The organism is Exiguobacterium sp. SH1S1, from assembly GCF_004337245.1.
Taxonomy (GTDB): Bacteria; Bacillota; Bacilli; order Exiguobacteriales; family Exiguobacteriaceae; genus Exiguobacterium; species Exiguobacterium aurantiacum_A.
Genome location: NZ_SJUZ01000001.1, coordinates 903288 through 926325, shown reverse-complemented (window position 1 = coordinate 926325; position 23038 = coordinate 903288). Strand labels below are relative to the sequence as shown.

General features: G+C 53.7%; 29 protein-coding genes. 11 read left to right on the top strand and 18 right to left on the bottom strand.

Going from position 1 to position 23038, the window contains the following annotated elements; genetic code table 11:
* Positions 1 to 30: 30 nt before the first annotated feature.
* The 5 genes from EVJ23_RS15270 to EVJ23_RS04650 form a co-directional block, all read right to left on the bottom strand.
* Complete coding sequence (locus EVJ23_RS15270; RefSeq protein ID WP_201738997.1) at positions 31 to 204, bottom strand: hypothetical protein; 174 nt, start codon at positions 202 to 204, stop codon at positions 31 to 33.
* Positions 205 to 299: 95 nt separating this feature from the next.
* Complete coding sequence (locus tag EVJ23_RS04660) at positions 300 to 995, bottom strand: TerC/Alx family metal homeostasis membrane protein (RefSeq protein WP_255569856.1); 696 nt, start codon at positions 993 to 995, stop codon at positions 300 to 302.
* Between the two features lie 102 nt (positions 996 to 1097).
* Entirely contained in the window at positions 1098 to 1220 is a 123-nt protein-coding gene (locus EVJ23_RS15370) for a hypothetical protein (RefSeq protein ID WP_255569849.1), read from the bottom strand.
* 201 nt (positions 1221 to 1421) lie between these two features.
* Positions 1422 to 1610, bottom strand: coding sequence for a hypothetical protein (locus EVJ23_RS04655; protein WP_070328137.1), 189 nt, complete (start codon positions 1608 to 1610; stop codon positions 1422 to 1424).
* Between the two features lie 138 nt (positions 1611 to 1748).
* Positions 1749 to 2186 carry an Rrf2 family transcriptional regulator gene (locus tag EVJ23_RS04650; protein WP_070328136.1) on the bottom strand — a complete coding sequence of 146 codons (438 nt, stop codon included), beginning with the start codon at positions 2184 to 2186 and terminating at the stop codon, positions 1749 to 1751.
* A 148-nt stretch (positions 2187 to 2334) separates the two neighbouring features.
* Between EVJ23_RS04650 and EVJ23_RS04645 the strand changes: the two genes are divergently transcribed.
* A complete protein-coding gene (locus tag EVJ23_RS04645; protein WP_131464512.1) occupies positions 2335 to 3198 on the top strand; it encodes an SDR family oxidoreductase in 864 nt (287 codons plus the stop codon).
* A gap of 487 nt (positions 3199 to 3685) precedes the next feature.
* Here the strand turns inward: EVJ23_RS04645 and EVJ23_RS04640 are convergent, their stop codons facing one another.
* Positions 3686 to 4342 (bottom strand): TVP38/TMEM64 family protein, encoded by a 657-nt coding sequence (locus tag EVJ23_RS04640; RefSeq protein WP_070328300.1) that lies wholly within the window; start codon positions 4340 to 4342, stop codon positions 3686 to 3688.
* A 197-nt stretch (positions 4343 to 4539) separates the two neighbouring features.
* On the opposite strand from EVJ23_RS04640, the gene EVJ23_RS04635 reads away from it, so the two are divergent.
* Positions 4540 to 6249, top strand: coding sequence for a methyl-accepting chemotaxis protein (locus EVJ23_RS04635; protein ID WP_070328134.1), 1710 nt, complete (start codon positions 4540 to 4542; stop codon positions 6247 to 6249).
* A gap of 41 nt (positions 6250 to 6290) precedes the next feature.
* On the opposite strand, the gene EVJ23_RS04630 is transcribed toward EVJ23_RS04635, so the two are convergent.
* From EVJ23_RS04630 to EVJ23_RS04610, 5 genes are all read right to left on the bottom strand, one after another.
* Positions 6291 to 6713, bottom strand: a complete 423-nt coding sequence (locus tag EVJ23_RS04630; protein WP_070328133.1) for a DUF1801 domain-containing protein — start codon at positions 6711 to 6713, stop codon at positions 6291 to 6293.
* A complete protein-coding gene (locus EVJ23_RS04625) occupies positions 6713 to 7072 on the bottom strand; it encodes a DUF2200 domain-containing protein (RefSeq protein ID WP_131464509.1) in 360 nt (119 codons plus the stop codon). The genes EVJ23_RS04630 and EVJ23_RS04625 overlap by 1 nt, the downstream gene beginning before the upstream one ends.
* Positions 7073 to 7160: 88 nt before the next feature.
* Positions 7161 to 7775, bottom strand: coding sequence for a flavodoxin family protein (locus EVJ23_RS04620; protein WP_131464506.1), 615 nt, complete (start codon positions 7773 to 7775; stop codon positions 7161 to 7163).
* 29 nt (positions 7776 to 7804) lie between these two features.
* Entirely contained in the window at positions 7805 to 8467 is a 663-nt protein-coding gene (locus tag EVJ23_RS04615) for a haloacid dehalogenase type II (RefSeq protein WP_070328130.1), read from the bottom strand.
* A gap of 11 nt (positions 8468 to 8478) precedes the next feature.
* The gene (locus EVJ23_RS04610) at positions 8479 to 9159 is read right to left on the bottom strand and encodes a Crp/Fnr family transcriptional regulator (protein WP_070328129.1); all 681 of its coding nucleotides are present in this window, start codon (positions 9157 to 9159) and stop codon (positions 8479 to 8481) included.
* Between the two features lie 83 nt (positions 9160 to 9242).
* On the opposite strand from EVJ23_RS04610, the gene EVJ23_RS04605 reads away from it, so the two are divergent.
* Complete coding sequence (locus tag EVJ23_RS04605) at positions 9243 to 9470, top strand: glutaredoxin domain-containing protein (protein ID WP_070328128.1); 228 nt, start codon at positions 9243 to 9245, stop codon at positions 9468 to 9470.
* Between the two features lie 142 nt (positions 9471 to 9612).
* Here the strand turns inward: EVJ23_RS04605 and EVJ23_RS04600 are convergent, their stop codons facing one another.
* The gene (locus EVJ23_RS04600; protein ID WP_070328127.1) at positions 9613 to 10035 is read right to left on the bottom strand and encodes a hypothetical protein; all 423 of its coding nucleotides are present in this window, start codon (positions 10033 to 10035) and stop codon (positions 9613 to 9615) included.
* Between the two features lie 111 nt (positions 10036 to 10146).
* Positions 10147 to 10653, bottom strand: coding sequence for a peroxiredoxin family protein (locus tag EVJ23_RS04595; RefSeq protein WP_070328126.1), 507 nt, complete (start codon positions 10651 to 10653; stop codon positions 10147 to 10149).
* 96 nt (positions 10654 to 10749) lie between these two features.
* Here EVJ23_RS04595 and EVJ23_RS04590 point away from each other — a divergent pair, with 96 nt between their 5' ends.
* From EVJ23_RS04590 to EVJ23_RS04570, 5 genes are all read left to right on the top strand, one after another.
* Complete coding sequence (locus tag EVJ23_RS04590; protein ID WP_070328125.1) at positions 10750 to 11355, top strand: FMN-binding negative transcriptional regulator; 606 nt, start codon at positions 10750 to 10752, stop codon at positions 11353 to 11355.
* Positions 11356 to 11495: 140 nt separating this feature from the next.
* Positions 11496 to 12515 carry an iron-siderophore ABC transporter substrate-binding protein gene (locus EVJ23_RS04585; RefSeq protein ID WP_201739224.1) on the top strand — a complete coding sequence of 340 codons (1020 nt, stop codon included), beginning with the start codon at positions 11496 to 11498 and terminating at the stop codon, positions 12513 to 12515.
* Between the two features lie 4 nt (positions 12516 to 12519).
* Positions 12520 to 13539: a FecCD family ABC transporter permease gene (locus EVJ23_RS04580; protein WP_070328124.1), complete on the top strand. Its 1020-nt coding sequence runs from the start codon at positions 12520 to 12522 to the stop codon at positions 13537 to 13539.
* The gene (locus EVJ23_RS04575) at positions 13536 to 14567 is read left to right on the top strand and encodes a FecCD family ABC transporter permease (protein ID WP_131464500.1); all 1032 of its coding nucleotides are present in this window, start codon (positions 13536 to 13538) and stop codon (positions 14565 to 14567) included. The genes EVJ23_RS04580 and EVJ23_RS04575 overlap by 4 nt, the downstream gene beginning before the upstream one ends.
* Positions 14568 to 14737: 170 nt before the next feature.
* Positions 14738 to 15136 (top strand): cytidine deaminase, encoded by a 399-nt coding sequence (locus EVJ23_RS04570; RefSeq protein ID WP_131464497.1) that lies wholly within the window; start codon positions 14738 to 14740, stop codon positions 15134 to 15136.
* 34 nt (positions 15137 to 15170) lie between these two features.
* Here EVJ23_RS04570 and EVJ23_RS04565 read toward each other — a convergent pair whose 3' ends face one another.
* The gene (locus tag EVJ23_RS04565) at positions 15171 to 15887 is read right to left on the bottom strand and encodes a polysaccharide deacetylase family protein (protein ID WP_131464494.1); all 717 of its coding nucleotides are present in this window, start codon (positions 15885 to 15887) and stop codon (positions 15171 to 15173) included.
* A gap of 153 nt (positions 15888 to 16040) precedes the next feature.
* Entirely contained in the window at positions 16041 to 16760 is a 720-nt protein-coding gene (locus tag EVJ23_RS04560) for a GntR family transcriptional regulator (protein WP_131464491.1), read from the bottom strand.
* 148 nt (positions 16761 to 16908) lie between these two features.
* Here EVJ23_RS04560 and EVJ23_RS04555 point away from each other — a divergent pair, with 148 nt between their 5' ends.
* Together EVJ23_RS04555 and EVJ23_RS04550 are read left to right on the top strand one after the other, a co-directional pair.
* A complete protein-coding gene (locus EVJ23_RS04555) occupies positions 16909 to 18258 on the top strand; it encodes a 6-phospho-alpha-glucosidase (RefSeq protein ID WP_131464488.1) in 1350 nt (449 codons plus the stop codon).
* 70 nt (positions 18259 to 18328) lie between these two features.
* Positions 18329 to 19882 carry a PTS transporter subunit EIIC gene (locus EVJ23_RS04550; RefSeq protein ID WP_131464485.1) on the top strand — a complete coding sequence of 518 codons (1554 nt, stop codon included), beginning with the start codon at positions 18329 to 18331 and terminating at the stop codon, positions 19880 to 19882.
* 51 nt (positions 19883 to 19933) lie between these two features.
* Here the strand turns inward: EVJ23_RS04550 and EVJ23_RS15205 are convergent, their stop codons facing one another.
* The 3 genes from EVJ23_RS15205 to EVJ23_RS04540 all read right to left on the bottom strand — a co-directional run bounded on the left by EVJ23_RS15205 (position 19934) and on the right by EVJ23_RS04540 (position 22451).
* Positions 19934 to 20086, bottom strand: a complete 153-nt coding sequence (locus tag EVJ23_RS15205; protein WP_161567011.1) for a hypothetical protein — start codon at positions 20084 to 20086, stop codon at positions 19934 to 19936.
* Positions 20087 to 20193: 107 nt separating this feature from the next.
* On the bottom strand, positions 20194 to 21285 hold the full coding sequence (locus tag EVJ23_RS04545; RefSeq protein WP_131464483.1) for an RNA-guided endonuclease TnpB family protein: 1092 nt from the start codon (positions 21283 to 21285) through the stop codon (positions 20194 to 20196).
* 266 nt (positions 21286 to 21551) lie between these two features.
* Complete coding sequence (locus EVJ23_RS04540) at positions 21552 to 22451, bottom strand: helix-turn-helix transcriptional regulator (protein ID WP_131464480.1); 900 nt, start codon at positions 22449 to 22451, stop codon at positions 21552 to 21554.
* Positions 22452 to 22517: 66 nt separating this feature from the next.
* Here EVJ23_RS04540 and EVJ23_RS04535 point away from each other — a divergent pair, with 66 nt between their 5' ends.
* Entirely contained in the window at positions 22518 to 23033 is a 516-nt protein-coding gene (locus EVJ23_RS04535) for a dihydrofolate reductase family protein (protein WP_131464477.1), read from the top strand.
* The last annotated feature ends 5 nt before the right edge of the window (positions 23034 to 23038 follow it).

Here is a 23038-nt window from a genome sequence, read left to right as displayed (position 1 = left end):
CATATGAAAAACCGAGGCGGGCGCCTCGGCTTAGCGTATTTGCGGTATATATTTTCTGGTACGGCGGTTTGACGAGCGCGGTGCGACGAGGAAGAACAATCCTAACATCACCCCAACTCCAAGTCCCCATAGACTGTTGAACAAAAACATCAACACGATCCCGAAGACGAGTCCAATACTCACATCACCCATACGGTCAAACATTTACAACCACCTTTTCTTTGTTTGCTAGACCAATAATTTACCCGGGTTTTAGACGAGATACACCTAACGACGAGATCTAGCTAGCATGTGTTTCTTTATGATACGTTTTTCTGCGAATTTGGTTTCGTTTTGTAAAAACTATAGACGACACTGATCAAGATGACGAGTACGATCGCACCGAGCGACATCCAGATCGGCATCTTGTAGACGTCACCGAAAATCATCTTCGTCCCGATGAAGACGAGCATGAAGCTGAGCCCATGCTTCAAATAGTAGAAGCGATCGATCAAGTTGGCGAGGACGAAGTAGAGGCTACGCAATCCAAGGATCGCCATAATGTTCGCGTAGAAGATGATATACGGGTCACGTGAGTAGGCGAAGCTGGCTGCGACCGAATCGACGGCGAAGACGATATCCGACAGTTCGATGAAGATGAGCGCGATGAAGAGCGGTGTGAAGAACAGCTTACCGTTGATGCGCTTCGTGAACTTCCCTGACGACATGTCTTGCGTGAGCGGCAAGTGGTTCTTTAACCAATTGATCGTCTTGTTGTCCTCGAGCGACTCGTCTTTGCCGATATTCTTGAACATCATCCAACCCGTATAGACGAGGAAAGCGCCGAACACGTAATAGACCCAACCGAAGTTCTCGAGAAGCGATACACCAGCGACGATGAAGACGGCCCGGAAGAGAATCGCACCGAGGATGCCCCAGAACAACACTTTATGCTGATATTTGAGTGGGATCGCGAAATAGGCGAAGACGAGCGAGAAGACGAACACGTTATCGATGGCGAGTGCCTTTTAGATGAAGTAGACGCTCGCATATTCGGTCGCGACCGTGCTGCCTTGCGAGTAGAACAACCAACCACTAAACGCAATGGCGATCCCGATTCAAACGAACGTCCATGTCCATGCCTCACGGAGCGAGACTTCGTGTGCCTTGCGGTGGAACACCCCGAGGTCAAGCGCGAGCATGAAGATGACGAGTGCCAAAAAGGCGATGAGTAGGGTCAACAATAATTCCTCCTTATAGGTTCATTTGAACTTTATATTATTATTATAAGTTCATATGAACTCAAAGTAAAGAGGATTCGTATTTCGCATTAAAACAAAGCGAGGAGAAATCGAACCTGTTGGGGCTATGGGAAGGGCTGGAAAATGGCACAGTCACATAAAAAAAGGCTTCTTAGCTGTTTTGCTAGGAAGCCCTTCGTCTTATTTTTTGCGTTTTTGAAATTGGTTGAAGACGCCTTTGACTTTATCCGTCAAGGAGTCGGAATGTCCTTCACCGCTTCGTTGGTTGGTCGTTTTATCATCGTTCATTTTCCCGGCGACTTCTTTCGCCTTGGCCGCGACTTGATCGATGATGTGGTCATACTTACCGTTTTGCTTATTTTCAGACATACGTCTAATTCCTCCTCGTTTCGAATCTTTATAAATAATATAACCGAATTTGCAACAATCTAAACTTTTGAGGTCGTTAGAACTTATTTTTACGAAGGGGATCTCAATGATAGCGAGACTGACAAAAACAGGGAAGCCTCAGTGGTTTCCCTGTCTTTGTGTTGCCACGTCTTGGACGACGTCGGCGAGTGTCACGTGCTTCAACACAGATTCCATCGCCGTTTGGGCGTTGATGAAGATCGGTTCGATTGTCGCTTGGATATTTTGGCCAACCGGACATGCCGGGTTCGGGTTGTCATGGATACTGAACAGTTCATTCTCCTCGACGACGCTGACGGCGCGATAGACGTCATACAGCGAGATATCGGTCAAGCCTTTAGCGAGCTTCGCACCAGCTACGCCGGGTTTGACCTCGATCAATCCGGCTTTTTTTAGCATCGCCATGATTTTACGGATGAGGGCGGGATTCGTATTGACGCTTCCGGCTAAAAAGTCAGACGAGGTGACGCCGTCCTGATTGAACTCGATCAACGTCAAGATATGAATGCCGACCGCGAAACGGCTACTGATGGTCATAAGCCACCACCTTTCTGAACAATCATGTAAGCAGATTAGTTACATCTTCAGTATAACAGGGAACAAATAATTGACAAATGAAGATGCTGTAACTATTATGATTACATGTAACTGATTTAATTGCAGGTTGAGAAGGAGGAAACGAATCATGAAATACTTAGTCACAGGTGCGACCGGGAAACTCGGTTCAAAAATCGTCGAGGTGTTGCTCGAGTCGATACCGGCGAGCGAACTTGCGGTCAGTGTCCGTAACCCGGAGAAAGCGGGAGCGCTGAAAGCAAAAGGAGTCGACGTGCGTCACGGCGACTTCGATCAACCGGAGACGCTCGACGAAGCGTTCCAAGGTGTCGAGCGGTTGCTCATCATCTCGGCGGACGGGGACAACGATACGCGCATCCGTCAACATGCGAACGCGGTCGAAGCAGCGAAGCGGGCCGGGGTCAAGTTCATCGCTTATACGAGCCTCGCCGATGCGACAGAGAGTCAAAATCTCATGGCACCGCCGCACGTCGAGACGGAAGAGGCGATCGAACGAACCGGGATCCCGCACGCATTCCTGCGCAACAACTGGTACTTAGAGAACGAACTCGGTGGCATTCAAGGCGCGCTCGCCGGTTCTCCTTGGGTGACAGCGGCCCGTGACGGGAAAGTCGGTTGGGCGCTGCAACAAGACTACGCCGAAGCAGCGGCGAACGTCCTCATGGCAGATGATTTCGAGCAAAACGTCTTCGAATTGTCAGGACCGCTCCATACGCAAGCAGAACTCGTCGAAGCGCTCAGTGACGTACTCGGCCGTGAGGTCAAACTCCAAGAAGTTAGTGCTGAGGCGTACGCCGACGTCATGCGCGGTGCCGGTGTGCCGGAAGGGGCGATCCCGATCGTCGTCGGCATTCAAGACAGTATCCGCAACGGGTCACTCGAAGTCGAATCAAATGACTTTGAATTGGTGCTCGGTCGTCCGGTGATACCGCTCAAAGAGGCGCTTCAAAAACTCGTCACCGCGTTATCATAACAACTACAGGACGGGGTGCTTCGTCTTTCTGACCAGATTATAAATGACAACGTCACGTTCTCGATTTCGAAGACGTGACGTTTTTTGATGCATGCTAGCGATTTGTATTCACATATTTGGCATACGTCAGCCACATTGCATATACTAACAATTAATGGATAATCGAAAGCGTACATATGCAAGAAAAGGGAAGCATCATTTTATTTAGATGGAAGGTGAATCACATGAAAAATATGATTTTTTTAACGGGAGTTGTCCTCGGATTGCTCTTACTTTTCGGATTAAGATATGAATTCAATGTGATTGGGGATATGGGCTTCAAAGTCACGGCCATCCTCATGTTTGTGACGATGCTTGTCATTCGATCGACTGCAAAAATCTCTTTCTTCAGCCGTTAACTAAAAAACAGACCGCGAATCCAAAATTCGCGGCCTGTTTTTTAGTTGGTCCGGGACTCAAGTTGACCGGTCGCGTCTTCTAACGTGCTCTAGTTCGAAGTGAGCCCGAGCCACCGTTTCACCGGCTCCCGGAAGTAATATGTGATGCCGATCAAACTGACGAAGACGAGGGCGGCGACGAAGACCGTCGTCACGCTCCCTGAAGCGAGGCTTGCCCCTAAAAAGCTATAGGCGAGTGTACCGGGGATCATCCCGAGCACGGTCGCGAGAATAAATGACCTGAAGCGAACCTTGGCAATCCCGCCCGCGTAGCTGAGAAGATCGAAGCTGACGAGCGGGATGAGCCGGAGTACGAACACGTATAAAAACCCGCGCTGCTCCATCTGCGTGAACAGCTTTTCCGACCACGGATAGTTCTCGACCTTGAGCACGGAGCGTCCGAACAAGCGCGCCATGACGTAGCCGGTCACGGCGGCAGCCGTCGCTCCGAACAGAATATACAGGACGCCCGGCCAGACACCGAACGCGAGGCCGGCTCCGAGCGATAAGACCGACGTCGGCAAGAACACGATCGGTCCGATCGCGTAGATGAGGAAGAAGATGACCGGTCCCCACCAACCGAACGACAAGACGACGTCGCGGATGTCGGACGGGCGGAGTTCGTAATGAAAATGCGTGATATAGAAGATACTCCCGAACACGACGAGCAAGAGACTGATTTTGAGCGGGCGCGGCACGGGAATCATTCCTTTCGAATCGATTTTCTTTTGTTCATCGTATCGCATTTTTTATTGAAATGAAGGTGAGACAGCTTACAAACATGCGATCAATGTGCTGATGAATCGTATAATCTGTCGAAAAATAGAAACTTAGGTCAACGCATGTGCGATCACACTTCACGTGAACCTTCTTTCCTACGATAAAGCAGATAGGAGGGATGGTCATGAAGAATTTGAAAATGTCTAAAAAGTTTGCGGTGCTCATCACCGCGTTCATCGCGACGCTTGTCATCATCGCGACGCTCAGCCACGTCTTGATGGGACGGATGGCCGACGCGGGGGAAGAAATTTATGAGGAGCGGTTGTTGCCGATTCGGGCACTCGGTCAAGTTCGGACCGATAACCGAGCCCTGGAAAGCTATTTACTCGAGTTGATGTTAGCAACCGAAGAAAGTCGTAACGCGGAACTCCAAGAAAATATTACGGAGCGACGAGATAGCATGGTCGAGAATTTAAAGTTGTTTAATGAAAACTTCGCTTCGACAGATGTTGACATGCAACAACAGGTCACAGATTTGAATACGTTGATTACGACGTATTTGGAACGGATTGATATCGTCTTGCAACCGGCAATCAGAAACGAGAATACGGCAGCCTATCGTCAATATGTCAGCGAGCTACGCCCAATCCGCCTCGCGCTCGTCGAAACGGCGACGGTCGTCATGGACGGGATTAACGAAGAAGCCGAGACGGCAAGTGCGGCGATGCAAGAAAATCGTGCTCAGTCGGTGCTCTTGTTTTGGGTGCTCGTCGCCATCGGCGCACTCGTCTCGATCGGACTTGGCGTCTATATCACGCGTCTCATCGTGCGGCCGGTCCGTGAATTGAATGGACTTATGAGCCGTGCCGGAGCCGGTGACTTGACCGTCGACAGCACGTATACGTCTCGTGACGAGATCGGTTCGCTCGCGATGTCGTTCAATGAGATGAAAGAAAGCTTGCGTGACTTGATCGGTAGCGTCACGGTGACGGCTGGACGTGTCGCGACATCTTCGGACGACTTGAAATCGAACGTCGAGGAGACGACGAAAGCGACGGAAATGGTTGCTGTGACGATGGAAGAGATCGCGTCAGGGTCGCTCCGCCAATTAACGCGGGTGAAAGAATCGAACGGCACACTGACGGAACTGACGAACGGGATCCACCACGTCTCGGGCAGCGCCCAGCAGATGACAGAGCTCTCGGAAGGCGCACTCCGAAAAGTCGGAGCCGGTAATGAACTAATTGAGACGCTCGAGACACAGCTCGAGGAGATGAATGAGAAAGTCAAATCACTCCAACACGTCATCGGCCAACTCGACGTCCGTTCCCAAGAGATCGGGACGATCACCGGAACGATTTCAGGCATCGCCGAGCAGACGAACTTGCTGGCGTTAAATGCGGCCATCGAAGCGGCCCGGGCCGGCGATCATGGACGCGGGTTCGCCGTCGTCGCCTCTGAAGTGAAGAAACTCGCCGAAGAGTCGGCCGTCGCGACGAAGTTGATCGCGTCGCTGATCACGGACACACAGACGGAGACGAAACAAGCCGTCAAGACGATGCACGTCGTCGAAGACGATATGGCGCACAGCGTGACGAACGTCCAACAGGCAGGGACGGCGTTCGATGAGATTAAGCTCGCGATTGAAGAGGTGAGCCAGAAAGTCGAGGAAGTGTCTGGTGCTGTCGAAGAGATGGCGGCAGGTGCGACCGAAGTGTTGACATCGGTGCATGAGATTCAAGGTATCACCGAGACGACGGCGACCGAGACCGAGAACACATCGGCGGCGACGGAAGAACAGATGGCGTCAATGGAAGAAATCACGGCGTCGGCGCAAGAGCTGTCGAACATGGCAGACGAGATGCGCCAAATGACGAAAAAATTCAATGTATGACGAACGAAAGACAGGTCGACATAAAAATCGACCTGTCTTTTTTAGCGTCCTGTGTAGGTGGCGACCCACTCGTCCGGTGTCATCTTCGCGACGAGCTCACCGATCAAGTCGTACGGGATATGCTTCACGTGTTTGAAGCGGATGCAGCTCTTGCCCATATCGAGCTTCGTCGGCACTCGTTCAGCGTACGCCTGCTCGAACCAACGCAACACGTCTTCGTCGGCGTAGACGCCCATATGATACAAGGCGACGTGATTCTTCTGGGCGATGACGCTCAAAAACGGCAACGGGGCGCCCGGCGTCACGTGATAACCAGGCGGGTACATCGACAACGGCACGACGTAATGGACACCTTTCCCGTCGGTCGTCTTCTCGAACCCGTCCGGTAAGTTCGCATCAATCACGTCAATCAAGCGGATAAAGCTGTCGAGCCGTTTGTCATCGACGAGTGTCGTATAGTCCATTACTGTTCGCCCCCTCGCAAAATCTTCGCCATCGCCTTGCCCTTAGCCAGTTCATCGACGAGTTTGTCCAAGTAACGGATCTCGCGCATGAGCGGCTCCTCGACGTTCTCGATGCGGACGCCGCAGACGACGCCTTTGATGAGAGCGCGATCCTCGTTCATGTCAGGGGCCGATGCGAAAAACGTGTTGAAGTCGACTTCGGCTTCGAGTTGCCGCTCGAGCCCGGCTTCGTCATAGCCGGTCAGCCAGCGGATGATCGTATCGACTTCGTCTTTCGTCCGGCCTTTCCGTTCGGCTTTCGCGACGTAACTCGGATAGACGCTCGCGAAGCTCGTCGTGTAGATGCGGTGTGCCATAATATCGCCTCATTTCGTGGATGGTACCTTCATTTTCGCACACAACGGCAAAAGACGATCAATCCGTTTGTGGATTCCTCGCCTTGGTCGGTCACGGCATGATGTTGCCTTCAGCCGGGATCGGATGTTGTTTCAACATGTTCGCGAAATGATAGAGGTTATACGCCAAAACCCGTCCGTTCTTTTTCGTGAAGGCGTTGTTGCGGCCGGCGTCGAGGTAAGAGTCGCCTGGACCGGCTTCGCCGACCCAGTATGCGTCGACGTTCGGCGGGATAGTGAAGCCGATATGGGACAAACCGTACAGGATTGAGGCACAGGCGTGCTTCGCCCCGTCCTCGTTGCCCGTCACGACGACACCGCCGACTTTGTTGTAGTAAATGGCTTGACCGTGTTCATTTTTCAGCCCGCTCCCGCCGTATAGCCGTTCGATCACTTGGGTGGCGACGCTGCTCTTCTCCCCGAGCCAAAGCGGCGTCCCGATGATGAGGATGTCGGCGGCTTTCACTTTGTCGAAGAGTTGCGGCCACTCGTCGCCAGCCCCTTCGTCCTCGGTCACCCCGAAAGCGATATCGTAGTCGACGACGCGGACGATCTCTGACTCGACGCCGAGTTTGTCAAAGTGGGGGATGATGTCTTTCATCAGACCTTCCGTATGCGATACCGTGTCTCCGCTTTTCAACGAACAGTTCAAAAATAGTGCCTTCATCACGATTCCTCCTTCTCAAAAGCAAGACGTTACGAAGTTCTCCACTCCAAAATTCCGGTCAAGTCGTCGTAGACTGCGTCTGGACGCACATCCATCGTTTCGAAGGGCTTGCCGTCACGGTTGATCCACACCGTCTGGAAGCCGAAGTTCTTGGCGCCAATGATGTCCCAGCCGTTCGAAGACATGAACAGCACCTCGTCCCGCTTCAAGTCGGTCGTCTTGAACCAGCTCATATAGGCGGCAGGTGATGGCTTGAACTGTTTGACGCCGTCGATGCTGACGAGTTCGTCGAACAGTTCGGTGAACGACGCGTTCGCGATCAATTGTTCAAGCATGTCAGCGGTCCCGTTCGACAAGACGACGGTCTGGGTGTCCCGCAGCTGCTTCAACACGTCCTCGACTTCCTCGTATGGCGAGAGCTCCGCATACGTGGCGATGAGCGCATCCTCGACGTCGCTAGATGCGGTCACATCCGCCGCCGCTAAGGCGTAACGCAAGGCGTCACGCGTGACGACCGAGAAGTCTTCATAGCGGCCCGAAATCTGACGGATGAAGAAATATTCAAGTTGTTTCGTGCGCCACGTCTGGCTGATCTGGTCACCTTTCCCGGGGAACTGTTCGTCACATGCTGCCTTGACGGAATGGACATCGAACAGCGTCCCGTACACATCGAATACGAATGCTTTTATCAAAGAATCCCCTCCTAAATTTCGTCTAACGCCTGCTGGACCTTGTCCGCGTGGATTGAGAGACGCAGTCCCTTTTTGATATACCCGTCTTTCTTCAAGTTAGACATGATGACGCTCGTCGTCTCCCGTGTCGTCCCGACCATGGCGGCGATATCGGCGTGAGTCAGCTTCATGTTGATCGTCTGCCAGTCTTTTTTGCGTTCCCCGCTCTTCTCGCTCAATTTGAGGAGCAGGAACAAGATGCGGTACTTCACGTCGGTCAAAGCAATCTTTTCACTGAGCGCATACACTTCCTTGAGTCGCACGGATAGAATGTTGATCAGCTTCAAGGCGATCTTCGGATTCTTTTCGATAAATTGCTCGAACTCATCGACCCCGATCGTACAAAGATATGTGTCCGTCATCGCCTCGGCGTACAAGTCATCGTCGGTCAACGAGAGCGTCGCCGTCTCACCGAAGATATTGCCGCTCGTCAAAATGTCGACGGTGAACTGTTTGCCGTGCTGATTCATCCGATACAGCCGGACTTGTCCTTCTTTCAACAGGAACAACGCCGGGATCGGGGCGTCCGGGGAGACGATGACTTTCCCTTTTTTGACAGGACGCATCTTACTCATCTCATCGATCACTTTCAACTCTTGCATCGGCAGCTCGTCGAACAGGCTGATATGTGAGAGTAACGTCAATTTGTCCATCGTTCACACCTCGCTTTCGTGTAATCTGTCTTACTGTCTCTCTTGATTATAAGCGATAGAATGAGGAAAAAGGGGGGAGTCTCGTGCTCGAACTTTATACGATCGACGGCTGTTCACGGTGTCACCGTGTCAAATTGCGCTTAGACGAATTAGCAATCCCGTTCGTCGAAAAAAATCTATTCGAAGAACAGCGCTTTGCCGAAGAATTGATCAACTTGAACCGCGAACTTGTCACCCCGGCACTCGTGAACGAGACCAGGGTCTTCACGGGAGACGAGTTATGGGACGAACTCGAGCTACTGACAAAGTGAACAGGCGAAAAAAGGGAGTAGGGTGACTCCCTTTTGTCATATTGTGACGTGTTCGGTTAGGAAACGGGTGACTTCATCTGGCGTTTTCGCGTTCGCGCTATGGAGATGCTTGCGCAAATTGCTGTTCATACGCTGCCCTTTATTAACGAGTTGCTGCTTTCGGCACGACTTGTTTTTCGGTGCGTAGTTTGAAGACGATGGCCAAGATGAACGAGAAGAACAGATGCGTGACGAGACTCATCAGCTGATCCGGTGCGAACGCGTTCACGAGGTTCGTCCCCATGCCCATCATGAGCGGCATGATGACGAGCGGCCCGACGATCCAAATGCCGATGCCGAACAAGACGGCGAGCGCCCAAACGTTTGAGATGACCAAATGACCTAATCCGTACGTGACGCCGAAGATGATGCTGATGATCATATGGACGATCCAACCGACGACGAGACTTTCGCTCCCGACCATGCTGGCGATCATTCCAATCATGCCCATCATCTGCATCAGTAGACCAAATAAGATCCCGCCGATGACCCCGCCAATCACACCGTTGACCACGTACCGTTTCATCTTCCTCACTCCCCTTTATTTTTATACAACTAGCATAAATCGAATGGTGTTTGATTTCTGTAACCGGCCTTACAATTTAGACAAAAAGACGTCATAATGGACGTCTTTTTGTCATTTCAGATTCTTTGTGATGTACTGGACGATTTTCCGGAGCTCGGTCGCGGTCGGCCGACCGAACGGGCTCGTCTGAATCTGTTGATACAACAGACGCCCAGTCTCGTCGATGAGGAAGTAAGCCGGTTCCCCGTGCTCGCCGTGGTCGGCGTACGGGGCGTCGGCGCCATGGTACTGAACGCCGTAATCGAGCAGCGTCTCGAGCGACTCGTCTCGGAGGACAGGGAAGCTGAGCGCATTGTCGTCGGCCATCTGCTTCAAGTCCTCGGCGCGGTCGGTCGAGATCGTCACGAGCCGAATGCCTTTATCGCGGAAGTAGCCTTGTTGGCTCTCGAGTTCTTTCAAATCTTGGACACAGACCGGACACCAGGCACCACGGAAGAAGATGATGAGATGCCAACCATCGTGCCGTTCAATCGAGTCTGTGAGTGAGAACATGTCACCGGATACGTCCGGTAAGTTGAAGTTTGGGGCTTGGTCGCGTAAGTTGAAAAGTGTAGCCACTGGGGTTCCTCCTCTATATGTTGTTTCGAGGAGGCAATCCTACCATGTCATCGGCCGCTTTGTTTGTAAGCTAGCTAACAATGGAGGAGGAATTCGATGTACGTTCCAAAACTATATGCCGTCAACGACGCTGAAGAAGTCCACGCTTTCTTGAAAGCCCATCCGTTCGGCACCGTCGTCACACATGACGGGCAGAAGCCGCACGCGACACACGTGCCGCTCCGAATTCACGCAGAAGATGGTCACATCTGGTTCACGACGCATATTGCCAAGAACAACTCGCAATGGCAGTCGATTGAAGACCAGACCGTGCTCATTATCGTCCAAGGAACGAACGCCTATATCTCGGCGTCGTTGTATGGCCACGAGGACGTGTCGACGTGGAACTATCAGGCCGTGCATCTGTATGGGAAGGCGACGATTTTGTCACCTACAGAGCTCGAGATGGATCTGGCAGGGCTACTCCGTGACCATGAAGGGGAGAGAGAGAACGCCGTCGTCTGGGAAGAGTTATCGGAGCCGGTGCAACGACAAAAACACGGCGTCGTCGGTTTCCGTATCGATATCGATGAAATCCAGGCGGCGTTCAAGCTGAGCCAGAACCGGAACGATGAGGATTATACGCGCATCGTCTCGGAGTTAGAGCAGGCAGGATGTCCGATGGCGGATGTGATGCGAGATAACCGAGACCCGTCGACGTGAAGTCGATGGGTTTTTTGCGTATTTCACGTTGACAACGTCAAGCCGTTCATCCTATACTCATAAATGATAATGATTATCAATATCGTTATAAAGGCATTGTCATAAGAAAAGGGGATCAGAACGTGAAAAACTATAAACAGATGCTACATATGTTCATCATCATGTCTGCCTTCGTACTCGTGCTCGCAGGATGCGGCTCGAACAATGAAGATGCGGCCACGACAGATGAGTCTGCCGAAACGGCAGAAGGCTATCCGATCACGATTAAACATGCGTTAGGCGAGACGGTCATCGACAAGAAACCGGAACGCGTCGCGACAATTGCTTGGTCGAACCAAGACGTCGCCCTCGCGCTTGACGTCGTCCCAGTCGGTTTCTCGGCTGCGAACTACGGTGTCCAAGACGGCAGCGGCATGTTGCCATGGACAGCTGAGAAGCTAAAAGACCTCGGGGAAGAAAACCCGAACATTTACCAAGACACAGACGGTCTCGATTTCGAAGCAATCGCTGACTCACAGCCGGACGTCATCTTGGCTGCCTACTCAGGCATCACGCAAGAAGACTACGACACGTTGAGCGAGATAGCACCGGTCGTTGCTTACCAAGAAACGCCTTGGGTGTCATCATGGCAGGACACGGTCCTCTACGACTCGATCGCCATGGGCATGGAAGCAGAAGGCAAACAGTTGATCGCAGACACAGAGAAACTCATCGCTGATAAAGCTGCTGAAGTACCGGACATGGCTGGCAAGAAAGCGGCCTTCATCGCGCTCAGCCCGGACGACCTCTCGAAGTTCTACATTTACACGACAGGTGACCCGCGTGGCGCCTTCATCGAAGAGCTCGGCATGGAGTACCCAAAAAACATCACGGACCAAATTAAAGACGAGAACAGCTTCTACCTCGAACTCAGCTCAGAGAACGCTGACATCTTGAACGACGTCGACATCTTCGTCGCTTACGGCAACGAAGAGACGTTGAAAGCACTTCAAGCTGACCCGCTCTACAGCAAAGTACCGGCCATCGAGCGCGGTTCGGTCGTCATGATCGAAGACAACACGCCGCTCGCGGCTGCCGGGACACCGTCACCGCTCTCGATCGAATACACGATCGACGACTACCTGAAGCTCGTGTCAGAAGCAATCGGGAAAGTCGAGTAATCATATGAATACGCTGAAGAAGTTGCAAACGCCGAGACATTTCCCGCTCCTGCTCGTAGGGTCGATCGTCCTGCTCGTCGTCTGCATGCTCGCTTCACTTGCTTTCGGCTCACGGACAGTCGGATGGGATGAACTGCTTGACGGTTTATTCCGTCCGGCTGTTCAGTCGTATGAAGCGGACATTGTCCGGCAACGGGTCGTGCGGACGCTGTTCAGTCTCATGTGCGGCGCGGCGCTCGGTGTGTCGGGTGCTTTGATGCAGTCGGTGACGCGAAATCCGATCGCTGACCCGAGCATTCTCGGGGTGAACACGGGCGCGGCGCTGTTCGTCGTCGTCGGGATCGCGTTCTTCAACATCTCGACTGCGGGCGACTACATCTGGTTCGCCCTCGTCGGTGCGCTCTTGACGGCCGCGTTCGTGTTCGGTATCGGCTCGCTCGGGCGGGGCGGCTCGACCCCGCTCAAGCTCGTCTTGGCCGGGGCGGCGACGAGTGCGGCCTTGTCCTCGCTCGTCATGGCAATCATGATCCCGCGCTCGAACGTCATGGACCAGTTCCGGTTCTGGCAAGTCGGCAGCGTCGGGGCGGGGACGATGGACTCGATCGTAACGTTTCTCCCGTTCTTCATCGCCGGCATTTTTATCGCCATTTTCGCGGCCCCGTCACTCAACATCATGGCGCTCGGCGAAGAGATGGCGACGGGACTCGGGGTCCGGATCGGTTCGTTGAAAGTCATCGCCTCGTTCGCCGGCGTCATCTTGTGTGGCGCAGCGACGGCATTGGCCGGTCCGATCGGCTTTATCGGTCTGTTGGCCCCGCACTTGATCCGTCTCGTGCTCGGCCCGGATGAACGGTATATCATTCCGATGTCAGCCTTATCGGGCGCCATCCTGTTGACGTTCGCCGACGTGGTCGGGCGTTTGCTCGGCAGTCCGGGAGAACTTGAAGTCGGCATCGTCACCGCGTTCGTCGGGGCGCCGATTTTGATCGCCTTGACGATGAAAGTGAAGGTGCGTGGCCTATGATGAAACAGTCAGTTCAACCTATCATTCACAATAGTCGCAAGCGCCGGCAGCGTACGGTGTTCGTGACGCTCGTGCTATTCGTGCTCGCGCTCGCCTTGAGCGCATTGATGCTCATGCTCGGTAATACGATCTATCCGGTCGCGGACGTCGTCCGTGTCTTGTTCGGGGAACAAGTACCGGGTGCGGCGTTCGCCGTAGGCACGATCCGTCTGCCGCGCATGCTCGCCGGCGTCTTCTCAGGACTCGCGTTCGGTATCGCCGGGACAGTGTTCCAGACGATGCTCAGAAACCCGCTCGCCAACCCGAACGTCATCGGCATCACGACAGGATCGAGTGCGGCCGCCGTGTTCGGCATCGTCGTCTTGCAGGCGAGCAACACTTTCGTCTCGGTGATCTCGGTCATCGGGGGACTCGCGACGGTGATCGTGCTCTACGTCTTATCAAAAGGCGCCGCTTTCTCGATCGGACGTCTCGTCTTGGTCGGAATCGGCATCCAAGCGATGCTGACCGCGGTCATCAACTACTTATTGCTCATCAGTCGCCAAAACGATGTCGGGACGGCGATGCGTTGGCTGAGCGGCAGTTTGAACGGGGTCAAGATGGAGACGTTGCCGCCGCTCATGCTCGCGGTCGCCCTCTGTCTCCCGGTCATCCTCCGCCTCAGCCGGCAGCTGCAGATTTTAGAACTCGGGGAGATGACGGCGACGTCGCTCGGCATCAAGACGAACCAGACCCGGATCCTCTTGATCATCGCCTCGGTGCTCATGCTCGCGCTGGCGACAGCAACGACCGGACCGATCGCTTTCATCGCTTTCCTTGCCGGACCGATCGCGAAACGGCTCGTCGGGGATGGACGCTCGACGATCATTCCGGCCGGACTTGTCGGCGTCGTCCTCGTGCTCGCCGCCGATTTGATCGGACAGTTCGCTTTCACCGTCCGCTATCCGGTCGGGGTCATCACCGGCATGGTCGGGGCACCGTATTTGATTTACCTCTTGATCCGGATGAACCGGAGAGGGGAATTGTAGACGACAGGAGCCGTGTCTGGTGGGACACGGCTCCTGTTTCGTCTAGGTGAAAGCGCCATCAAAAAGACGTTGACTTTGGTCGATGTGGGGTGTATGCTAAAAATCCTGCCCAAAAATCGAGGCACGGGAACTGGCATCAGTTCATTTTGAGTCAGAGAGGATACAATCCCATGAACCAACAACAATTAGTCGAGCGCGCCCGTCAATTGAAAGACAACGCCTACTCACCGTATTCGAACTTCCGCGTCGGAGCGGCCCTTCTTATGAAGGACGGGACGGTCATCGACGGCGTCAACGTCGAGAACGTCTCGTTCGGAGCGACGAACTGTGCCGAGCGCACGGCTGTATTCACGGCCATCGCGCAAGGTTATAAAAAAGGTGACTTCGAAGCCGTTGCGGTGTCAGGTGACACGGTCGACTTCTTACCGCCATGCAGCATCTGCCGCCAAGTGCTCGTCGAGTTCGGTGATCCGGACTTTAAAGTGTTGCTCACGAACGGCAACGCCGACGTCAAAGAAGTGACGCTCGAAGAACTCGTTCCGCTCGCGTTCACAGAGCTCGAAATGTAAACAGCAGTGCCGAGTCCATGCGACTCGGCATTTTTTACTGTCTTGGCTTCCATTTATTGAAGAAGTTGTGCGGGGTTTTGATGCCTTGTAGCGTCCTGAATTCGTAGCCGCGTTTCTTCGAATGTCGGAGGATGTAGTCGAGTGCGGTCGGGGTGATCGAATGGTCGTGCGTCAGGATGATCGAGGCGATTCTCGCTCTGTAGTTCGCGTCGAGCCGGGCGAACACTTGATTTTGGACGCGGCGGTTGTCCGACTTATACCGGTAGTCGAGACTGTCGATGTTCCAGTCCCACATTTGGAAGCCGGCTTTCGCCATCGCTTGCCTGTGCGCTGATGTCATGTACGGGTCGCTACCGTATGGGGTGCGGACGATGTTCGATTTGACGCCTGTCACTTGGAAGACGAGCTTTTGGACCGTCTGCATCTCGCGCACGGCTGTCGTCGGCGTCCGGTAAAACTTATGCCGGTCGTGCGTCATCCCGTGCAGAGCGATGAGGTGTCCTTCGGCGACGATCCGCTTCAGCAGTTTCTCATTGCCTTTTATATTGTTGCCGAGAATGAAAAACGTGGCCTTGACCTTATGCTTCTTCAAAACGTCGAGCAACGCGCCCGTCTGACGATGCGGCCCGTCATCGAACGTCAAATAGATAAGGCTGCGGTCGTTGTACGCTTTCGGCGTCGCCGCGCTTGCTGGCGACAAAGGACTAATTAATAAAAAGGCCAACACGAACAAAATCAAACGCTTCTTCATCGTACAAACCCTCCTAACGTTAAGTCGACGGGGGTTGGACGGTGCCGGCGTGAAATATACGTTACTCTTTACCCGATTACATTCCTAAAAATCGAACAAACAAAAAAATCGACATCGAATCGCTCGATGTCGTCACATACGTCTATATTTAATTCAATGCCTGCGTCCGGCACGGATGATGAAGCGGTATTCTTCGCTCTTGAAATACGTCTCCGTAAACTCGAAGCGGCTCCCGTCCATGAGGAAGGAATACAGCTCGACTTTGAGTACCGGCGTCCGTTCGCTCACTCCAAGCATCCCGGCAATCTCTTTCGTCGGGAGCACTGGGATGAACTCTTGGACGCTGTCGGCAATCTTCAATTGTTTGACGTTCTCGATGTACTCGTACTTCGACCGGGTCATCACTTCGTACGTCAAATCAGGAAAGAGCTTGAGCGGGAGGTACGTGTCCTCGACGATGAGCGGCTCACCGTCCGCGAATCGTTGGCGTCTTACATAGAAGACGAGTTCTCCTGTTTTAAGTTCGAGCGCTTCTCGAACTTTCTCATTCGGTGGTTGTAGCGTGAAGGTAAGTACTTTGTTCGTCACATCTTTTCCCTCTCGCTTCATGTCTTCGGTGAAACTTTTCAGTTCATACATATTGTGTTCGATCTTCTCGGACTGGACGTACGTGCCGCTTCCTTGTCGTTTCCACAACAGTCCTTCCTCTTGAAGTAGCTTGACAGCCTGGCGGACAGTGACTCGACTCACGTCGAACTCTTCGACGAGTTGCGCTTCTGTCGGGATTGCCTCTCCAGGAGCCCACGTGCCAGATTCGATGAAGCCGCGCATACTTTGTGCGACTTGTTGATAAAGCGGGGACTTTGCCTTCATGAAAAACACCTCCGATTTCCACTTGGATTTATACATTCAGTATACACAAAGTAAAACGTTTTCAAAAATAATGTTGACGACGAAAAATATATGTATTAAATTTGTATTGTAATCAATTAGATATGTATATTGAAAGGGGAAACGAAACATGAAACAGAGACAACGACTCGTCGTCGTAGGTGGCGGTAGTACGTACACAATCGGTATGATCATGAGCTTGATCGAAGAGAAAGCGCACTTCCCATTACGTTCAATCACATTTTATGATACAGATGGTGAACGCCAAGAGCGAGTCGCGAAAGCGACTGAGGTCATCTTGCGTGAGCATTATCCAGAACTTGAGTTGTTCGAATATACGACGGACAAAGAATATGCCTTTAAAAACAAAGACTTTTTCTTCGTCCAAATTCGGACCGGTGGCTTGGAGATGCGCGAGAAAGATGAACAGATTCCGCTCCGTCATGGTGTGGTTGGACAAGAAACGTGCGGACCGGGTGGTATGTCTTACGGGATGCGTTCAATCGGCGATATGATTGAACTCGTCTCAGACATCCGCGCCGGGTCACCGGACAGCTGGATTTTAAACTATACGAACCCGGCGGCGATTGTCGCTGAAGCATTGAAACGGGCCTATCCAAACGATAAGAAGATTATGAACATCTGTGACATGCCGGCGGCCATCATGGTGAGCTACGCGAAAATTCTCGGGAAAGAGATTTGGGATCTCGTTCCGGAATATTTCGGGCTCAATCACTTTGGCTGGTTCACAGGCATTTATGACAAAGAAGGCAACGAGTTGACGCAAGACATCAAGCGCGCCATCTTGGAGGACGGCTTCATTCCCGAAGACTCAGAGATCGCCAACGATCCATCGTGGATCAAGACGTTCAAGCAAGTCGAGAAGATGCTTACCGACTTCCCGGAATACTTGCCGAACACGTATCTCCAATACTACCTGTACCCGTCCGACATGGCAGAGAAGGAAGACGTATCGAACACGCGGGCCCGCCAAGTCATCAACGGGCGACAACAGCGCGTCTTCTCGATGTGCGACCAAATCATTGCCGACGACTCGCTCGAGAACGCGCATCTTGAAGTCGACATCCACGGGTGCTACATGATCCGTGTCGCGGCGTCACTTGCCTACAACAACGGGGACATCTTTATCGTCATGGTGAAGAACGATGGCATCATCGCCAACTTGCCGGACGATGCGATGGTCGAAGTGCCAGCGATGCTCACGAACCGCGGACCGAAACCGTTCGCCGTCGGGCACATCCCGCGTTTCTATAAAGGGATGATTGAAGGACAGCTCGCCTACGAGCAGCTCGTCGTCGACGCTTACTTCGAGAACAGCTATGAGAAAGCGCTCCAGGCGTTGACACTTAATCGGACTGTCGTCGACGCGCCGATCGCCCGTCAAATCCTTGACGACTTGATTACCGAGAATGAGAACTACTGGCCGGCCCTCAAACAACGAGAAACGGTCACGCGCTAAATAAAAGGGGATAGCATCCCCTTTATTCGCTTTATGAATTGACAACGCTTACACATGAGGAGTGAATCAGATGAGTCAATGGTTCGGGGTATTTCAAAAGTTTGGGAAGGCACTCATGGTGCCGGTGGCGCTTTTGCCGGCAGCAGGAATTTTGCTCGGTCTCGGGGCGGCGTTGACCGGTCCGCTCGCGGAAAGTTGGACGTTTCTTCAAAACGGGACGGTCGAGGCGGTCAGCGCCGGGATGTTGCAAATCGGCTTGAGCATCTTTGCCAACTTGCCGATCATCTTTGCAATCGGTGTCGCGGTCGGTCTGTCCGGCGGCTCGGGAATCGCGGCGCTCGCCGCGCTCGTCGGCTACGTCATCATGAACACGACGATCTCGATCGCGCTTGGCATCACGCCAGAGATGGCGACTGAGAGCGGGGAGTACGGCATGCTGCTTGGCATCCCGTCACTCGAGACGGGCGTGCTCGGCGGAATCGCGGTCGGCTTGCTCGCCGTCTGGGTGTATAAGAAGTTCCATACATTCAATCCACCAGAGATGCTCGGTTTCTTCGCCGGAGGTCGCTCGGTTGGGATTGTGATGGTGTTCTTCTCTATCTTGCTCGGTTTCGTCATGATGCTCATCTGGCCACCGATTCAGACGGCTCTCACGGCGATGGCGAACGTAATCGCGAGCGATGCGACGAACCCGGCCTACGTCGGGCTATACGGCATGCTCGAACGATTGTTGATTCCAACAGGTCTCCATCATATTTGGTATGCGCCGTTCTTATGGACGTCACTCGGTGGCACGGCGACGGTCGGTGATACGATTGTAAACGGAGATCAGTATATCTTCCTCGCTCAAATTGCTGAAGGGGTCGATGTGACGGCTGGTCGATTCATGGCCGGTAAATTCCCGATCATCATGTTCGGATTGCTCGGAGCAGCATTGGCGATGTATCGGCAAGCGGATCCGGATAAGCGTCCGGTCGTACGTGGTCTTCTGCTCGCGGCAGCTGGGACAGCGTTTCTGACAGGAATCACGGAGCCGATCGAGTTCACGTTCCTCTTTGTCGCACCGATTTTATACATCATCCATAGTGTCTTGACCGGAATCTCGTTCGCACTCATGTATGCACTCGACGTTCATATTGGTTGGGCCGGGGGTTCAGGATTCATCGATTACATCTTGGTGAATGTGCTGCCAGGGACACCACGTTGGTGGATGAACCTCGTTGCCGGGGCTGGATTCTTCTTCGTCTACTACGGCATCTTTACATTTGCTATTAAAAAGTGGAACTTGGCGACGCCAGGTCGTGGGGGACAAGAGACGAAACTGTTCACACGAAAAGACTATAACGATAAGAAATCGACAAAAACGTCGATTCAGACGACGGCACTTGCCATTCAAGAGGCACTCGGGGGTCGTGACAATATCGTCGACATCGACGCCTGTTTCACACGGCTACGCGTCGAACTGAAAGACGTCTCGCGCATCGATGAGGAAGAGTTAAAAGCACTCGGGGCGGCCGGGGTCGTCAAAGTGAAAAATAACATTCAGGCCATCTTCGGAGGACGTTCTGATTTGTACAAGAACGAACTGCTCAAGATTCATAAAGATATGGATCAAGCGAATTGAACAAAGCAGCCCAACCGTTCATGGTTGGGCTGCTTTTTAGTGTGACTCGTGTCAGTTGATGGCTGACGGTGTTTTGAAGAACTGGATACCTTTGATAAGTGAGGCGAAGACGAGTCCGATTGCGAGCGGCAACGTGACGACGCCGATGCCTTGCTCGGTGACGATCATATTGCCTTCTTCATAGTAGCCCTGTGAACTACTCACCACTTATTTGCTTCGCAACTTGAAGTGGGAGCTTCTTGGGAAGACCATGCTTTGACCAGCCACGGTTGTGGACCAAGCGCGTCGGGCAGTCCCTGCCCTGAAGGTTTTCAGTCGGCGAGACCCAACAGGTTGAGGCTCGCGTTGACGTCGCGGTCATGGAGCACCCCGCATGCGGCGCATGTCCATTCGCGGACGTCTAGCTCCTTCCTGCCGCCGTTCTCGCCGCAGGCCGAACAGACTTGGGTCGAGGCGAACCACGGGTCGGCCTTGATGAGTGTCCGTCCATAGAACCTCGCCTTATATTCCAATTGGCGGACGAACTCCCCCCATCCGGCGTCCCCGATCGACTTTGCCAGGCGGCGGTCCTGCATCATCTCCCTCGGCTTCAGCGTCTCGACCACGACGACTTGGTTCTCGTCGACGATGCGTCGTGACAGCTTGTGGAGGAAGTCGTGCCGTCGGTTCTTGACCTGCTCGTGCTTCTTGGCCAATAGGAGCCGTGCCTTCTCGCGGTTCCGGCTGCCGGGCTTCTTGCGGGACAGCGCGCGCTGCGCACGTTTGAGCCGCGCCTCGGCCTCGCGCAGGTTGCGCGGGTTCGGGATCTTCTCCGTGACGAGCGCGTCGTTCGTCATGACGGCGAAGTGCCCGAGGCCGAGGTCGATCCCGATCTTGTGCTCGGCGGGGACCCACGGCTCGTCGTCCTGCTCGACGAGGAGCGACACGAAGAACTTGCCCGTCTTGGTCATCGACACGGTCGCCGACCGGATCTCGCCGTCGAAGATTCGGTGCTGTGTGAAGCGGATGAATCCGACCTTCGGGAGCCGGACATGGCCCCCTTCGATGCGGATCGTGCCGTGCTGGTTGTTCGTCGTGTAGGACGCGCGCGCCTTCCGTTTCGACTTGAACACCGGGAAGCCGGCCGTCCCGGCGAAGAACTTCGCGAACGCCGCGTCGAGGTGAAGCTTCGCGTTCGCGAGCGCGAGGCTGTCCGCCTCGCAGAGGAACGGGAACAGCGGCTTGTAGGAGGCCGGCGTCGGCGGCTTCCGCTTCGGCCTGCCGTTCGCCTTCGCCTCCTCGTGGAGGGCGATGCGGTCCTCGAGCAGCTTGTTGTAGACGAACCGGGCGCAGCCGATCGTCCTGACCAGGAACTCGGCCTGTGCCGCCGTCGGGTGGAGCCGGTATTTATAGCCCTTCAGCATGTCTGTCCCTCCTTCACACCCGGCGTCAGGATGATTCTCTTCCCATTCCGATACCCGCGGCGGGGGAAGGGAAATCTGACGGAATCAAGAACTTATGTTCGTAATTATGTCACAGGGGTGCCCAAGAGGTTTATGTACGGGCGATTCATCTCCCACCTACGTTGGGCCTCGCCCCAGACGCTTAGAGGTGGGAGAATTCTCGCTTAATGATGTTAAATAGAACAGCCCTGAACCAATCGTCTCGTTCAATTCGAGTGGCGATTTGATTACCGATACAGGTCCCAAAGCCGTTCTGTTTGATCTCGCATCATCTCACGCAATTCGATCGGTGCCACGACCTCGACTTCCGCGCCGGCCGCGAGCAACTGCCGCGACAAGAACGGGAGCTCTGCTTCCGGCACATCCCACTCATTCTTTTCAGCGATATCGGGTAATACGTCTTCAAGCAGACGGCGGCCGAGCGGAGTGATATTGAGCCGGACGGTCACGCCGGTTCGTTCGTCAATTGTTTCGAGGAGCGTCGCCAAATCATCTGCTTCAAACGTCTTATCTAGCAGGCGTAGCGCTTCGACCCGGTCGATCCGATATTGACGCAACCCGTAATCCGAGAGACCGAACACGTACCATTTGAAGTTGAGGAGCGCCATCCCGACCGGCTCGATTGTGAACGTCCGTTGTCCTTTCGTCGTCGCGTACGTCATTTCGACTTTTCGTTTTCGTTCGACCGCCTCATAGACGTCTTTCGTGAACGGTGCCGGCGGGACAGTCTTGTTCCCGAGCCAAAGAATGTTCTTTTCAAGTCGGGCGATCTTCATCTCGAGGTCGTGCGGCAGCTCGTTCACGTACCAGTCGGACAGCGTGTCGCGCATATCGCCGAACGGTACGTCCGGGATCTGTTCCATCCATTTGAGCGTGAGGTAGAGCGCGACCGCTTCTTGCTCCCGGAGCTGGAGCGGCGGTAGCAAGCGGTTCGGCAACATCTCATAACCGCCGCCCGTGCCAGGGACGCTCCATATCGGATAGCCGAGTTCTTCAAGCGTGAACATGTCCCGTTGAATCGTCCGGACCGAGGCACCCGTCTCTGTCGCCAGTTCGTCCGCCGTGAAGCGTCGTCCCCGGTTGAGCAATCGGATCAACTGCAAATGTCGTTTTTTCAAATGAACCATTCCCGTCATGTTTTGTCGTGTTTGTCGATTAAGCTGAATGTATCACGAACCAAGGAGGAATACATCATGGCAAACGTCGTCGTATATATCGCGATGAGTTTAGATGGAAAGATCGCTCGGACGAACGATCAGCTCGATTGGCTATTTGAAATTATTGGGGATGGGGACAACGGTTACGCCGACTTCTTCAAGACGGTCGGTGCGGTCATCATGGGGCGGAAGACATACGAGGAAGTGTTGAAGTTAGAGCCTGACCGCTATCCGTACCCGGACATCCCGAACTACATTCTGACGCGGAGCCCGGAGCGGGAAGCCGAGCACGTCACGTTTACGGACGAGCCGATCGAGCAGTTGATCGAGCGGTTGAAACGAGAAGTCGACAAAGACGTCTGGCTCATCGGCGGCGGGGAAATCATCAAGGCCGCGATGGAACACGATTTGATCGATCGTTATGAGATCGCCATCGCACCGGTCGTCCTAGGAGAAGGCATCCCGCTCTTCCCGGAAGGCACGAAGGAGACGAAGTTGAGACTGACGAGTCAGCGCGCGTCCGGACAGTTCGTCATGGTGACGTACGAGTGAAATCG

Excerpts from the sequence above, each read along its gene's own strand:
- EVJ23_RS04655 (WP_070328137.1), bottom strand. The coding sequence starts at position 1,610 with ATGTCTGAAAATAAGCAAAACGGTAAGTATGACCACATCATCGATCAA.
- EVJ23_RS04570 (WP_131464497.1), top strand. The coding sequence starts at position 14,738 with ATGAACCAACAACAATTAGTCGAGCGCGCCCGTCAATTGAAAGACAAC.
- EVJ23_RS04565 (WP_131464494.1), bottom strand. The coding sequence starts at position 15,887 with ATGAAGAAGCGTTTGATTTTGTTCGTGTTGGCCTTTTTATTAATTAGT.
- EVJ23_RS15270 (WP_201738997.1), bottom strand. The coding sequence starts at position 204 with ATGTTTGACCGTATGGGTGATGTGAGTATTGGACTCGTCTTCGGGATC.
- EVJ23_RS04580 (WP_070328124.1), top strand. The coding sequence starts at position 12,520 with ATGAATACGCTGAAGAAGTTGCAAACGCCGAGACATTTCCCGCTCCTG.
- EVJ23_RS04650 (WP_070328136.1), bottom strand. The coding sequence starts at position 2,186 with ATGACCATCAGTAGCCGTTTCGCGGTCGGCATTCATATCTTGACGTTG.
- EVJ23_RS04545 (WP_131464483.1), bottom strand. The coding sequence starts at position 21,285 with ATGCTGAAGGGCTATAAATACCGGCTCCACCCGACGGCGGCACAGGCC.
- EVJ23_RS04645 (WP_131464512.1), top strand. The coding sequence starts at position 2,335 with ATGAAATACTTAGTCACAGGTGCGACCGGGAAACTCGGTTCAAAAATC.
- EVJ23_RS04535 (WP_131464477.1), top strand. The coding sequence starts at position 22,518 with ATGGCAAACGTCGTCGTATATATCGCGATGAGTTTAGATGGAAAGATC.
- EVJ23_RS04620 (WP_131464506.1), bottom strand. The coding sequence starts at position 7,775 with ATGAAGGCACTATTTTTGAACTGTTCGTTGAAAAGCGGAGACACGGTA.
- EVJ23_RS04630 (WP_070328133.1), bottom strand. The coding sequence starts at position 6,713 with ATGGACTATACGACACTCGTCGATGACAAACGGCTCGACAGCTTTATC.
- EVJ23_RS04635 (WP_070328134.1), top strand. The coding sequence starts at position 4,540 with ATGAAGAATTTGAAAATGTCTAAAAAGTTTGCGGTGCTCATCACCGCG.
- EVJ23_RS04540 (WP_131464480.1), bottom strand. The coding sequence starts at position 22,451 with ATGGTTCATTTGAAAAAACGACATTTGCAGTTGATCCGATTGCTCAAC.
- EVJ23_RS04555 (WP_131464488.1), top strand. The coding sequence starts at position 16,909 with ATGAAACAGAGACAACGACTCGTCGTCGTAGGTGGCGGTAGTACGTAC.
- EVJ23_RS04575 (WP_131464500.1), top strand. The coding sequence starts at position 13,536 with ATGATGAAACAGTCAGTTCAACCTATCATTCACAATAGTCGCAAGCGC.
- EVJ23_RS04560 (WP_131464491.1), bottom strand. The coding sequence starts at position 16,760 with ATGAAGGCAAAGTCCCCGCTTTATCAACAAGTCGCACAAAGTATGCGC.
- EVJ23_RS04610 (WP_070328129.1), bottom strand. The coding sequence starts at position 9,159 with ATGGACAAATTGACGTTACTCTCACATATCAGCCTGTTCGACGAGCTG.
- EVJ23_RS04600 (WP_070328127.1), bottom strand. The coding sequence starts at position 10,035 with ATGAAACGGTACGTGGTCAACGGTGTGATTGGCGGGGTCATCGGCGGG.
- EVJ23_RS04640 (WP_070328300.1), bottom strand. The coding sequence starts at position 4,342 with ATGATTCCCGTGCCGCGCCCGCTCAAAATCAGTCTCTTGCTCGTCGTG.
- EVJ23_RS04550 (WP_131464485.1), top strand. The coding sequence starts at position 18,329 with ATGAGTCAATGGTTCGGGGTATTTCAAAAGTTTGGGAAGGCACTCATG.
- EVJ23_RS04585 (WP_201739224.1), top strand. The coding sequence starts at position 11,496 with ATGCTACATATGTTCATCATCATGTCTGCCTTCGTACTCGTGCTCGCA.
- EVJ23_RS04590 (WP_070328125.1), top strand. The coding sequence starts at position 10,750 with ATGTACGTTCCAAAACTATATGCCGTCAACGACGCTGAAGAAGTCCAC.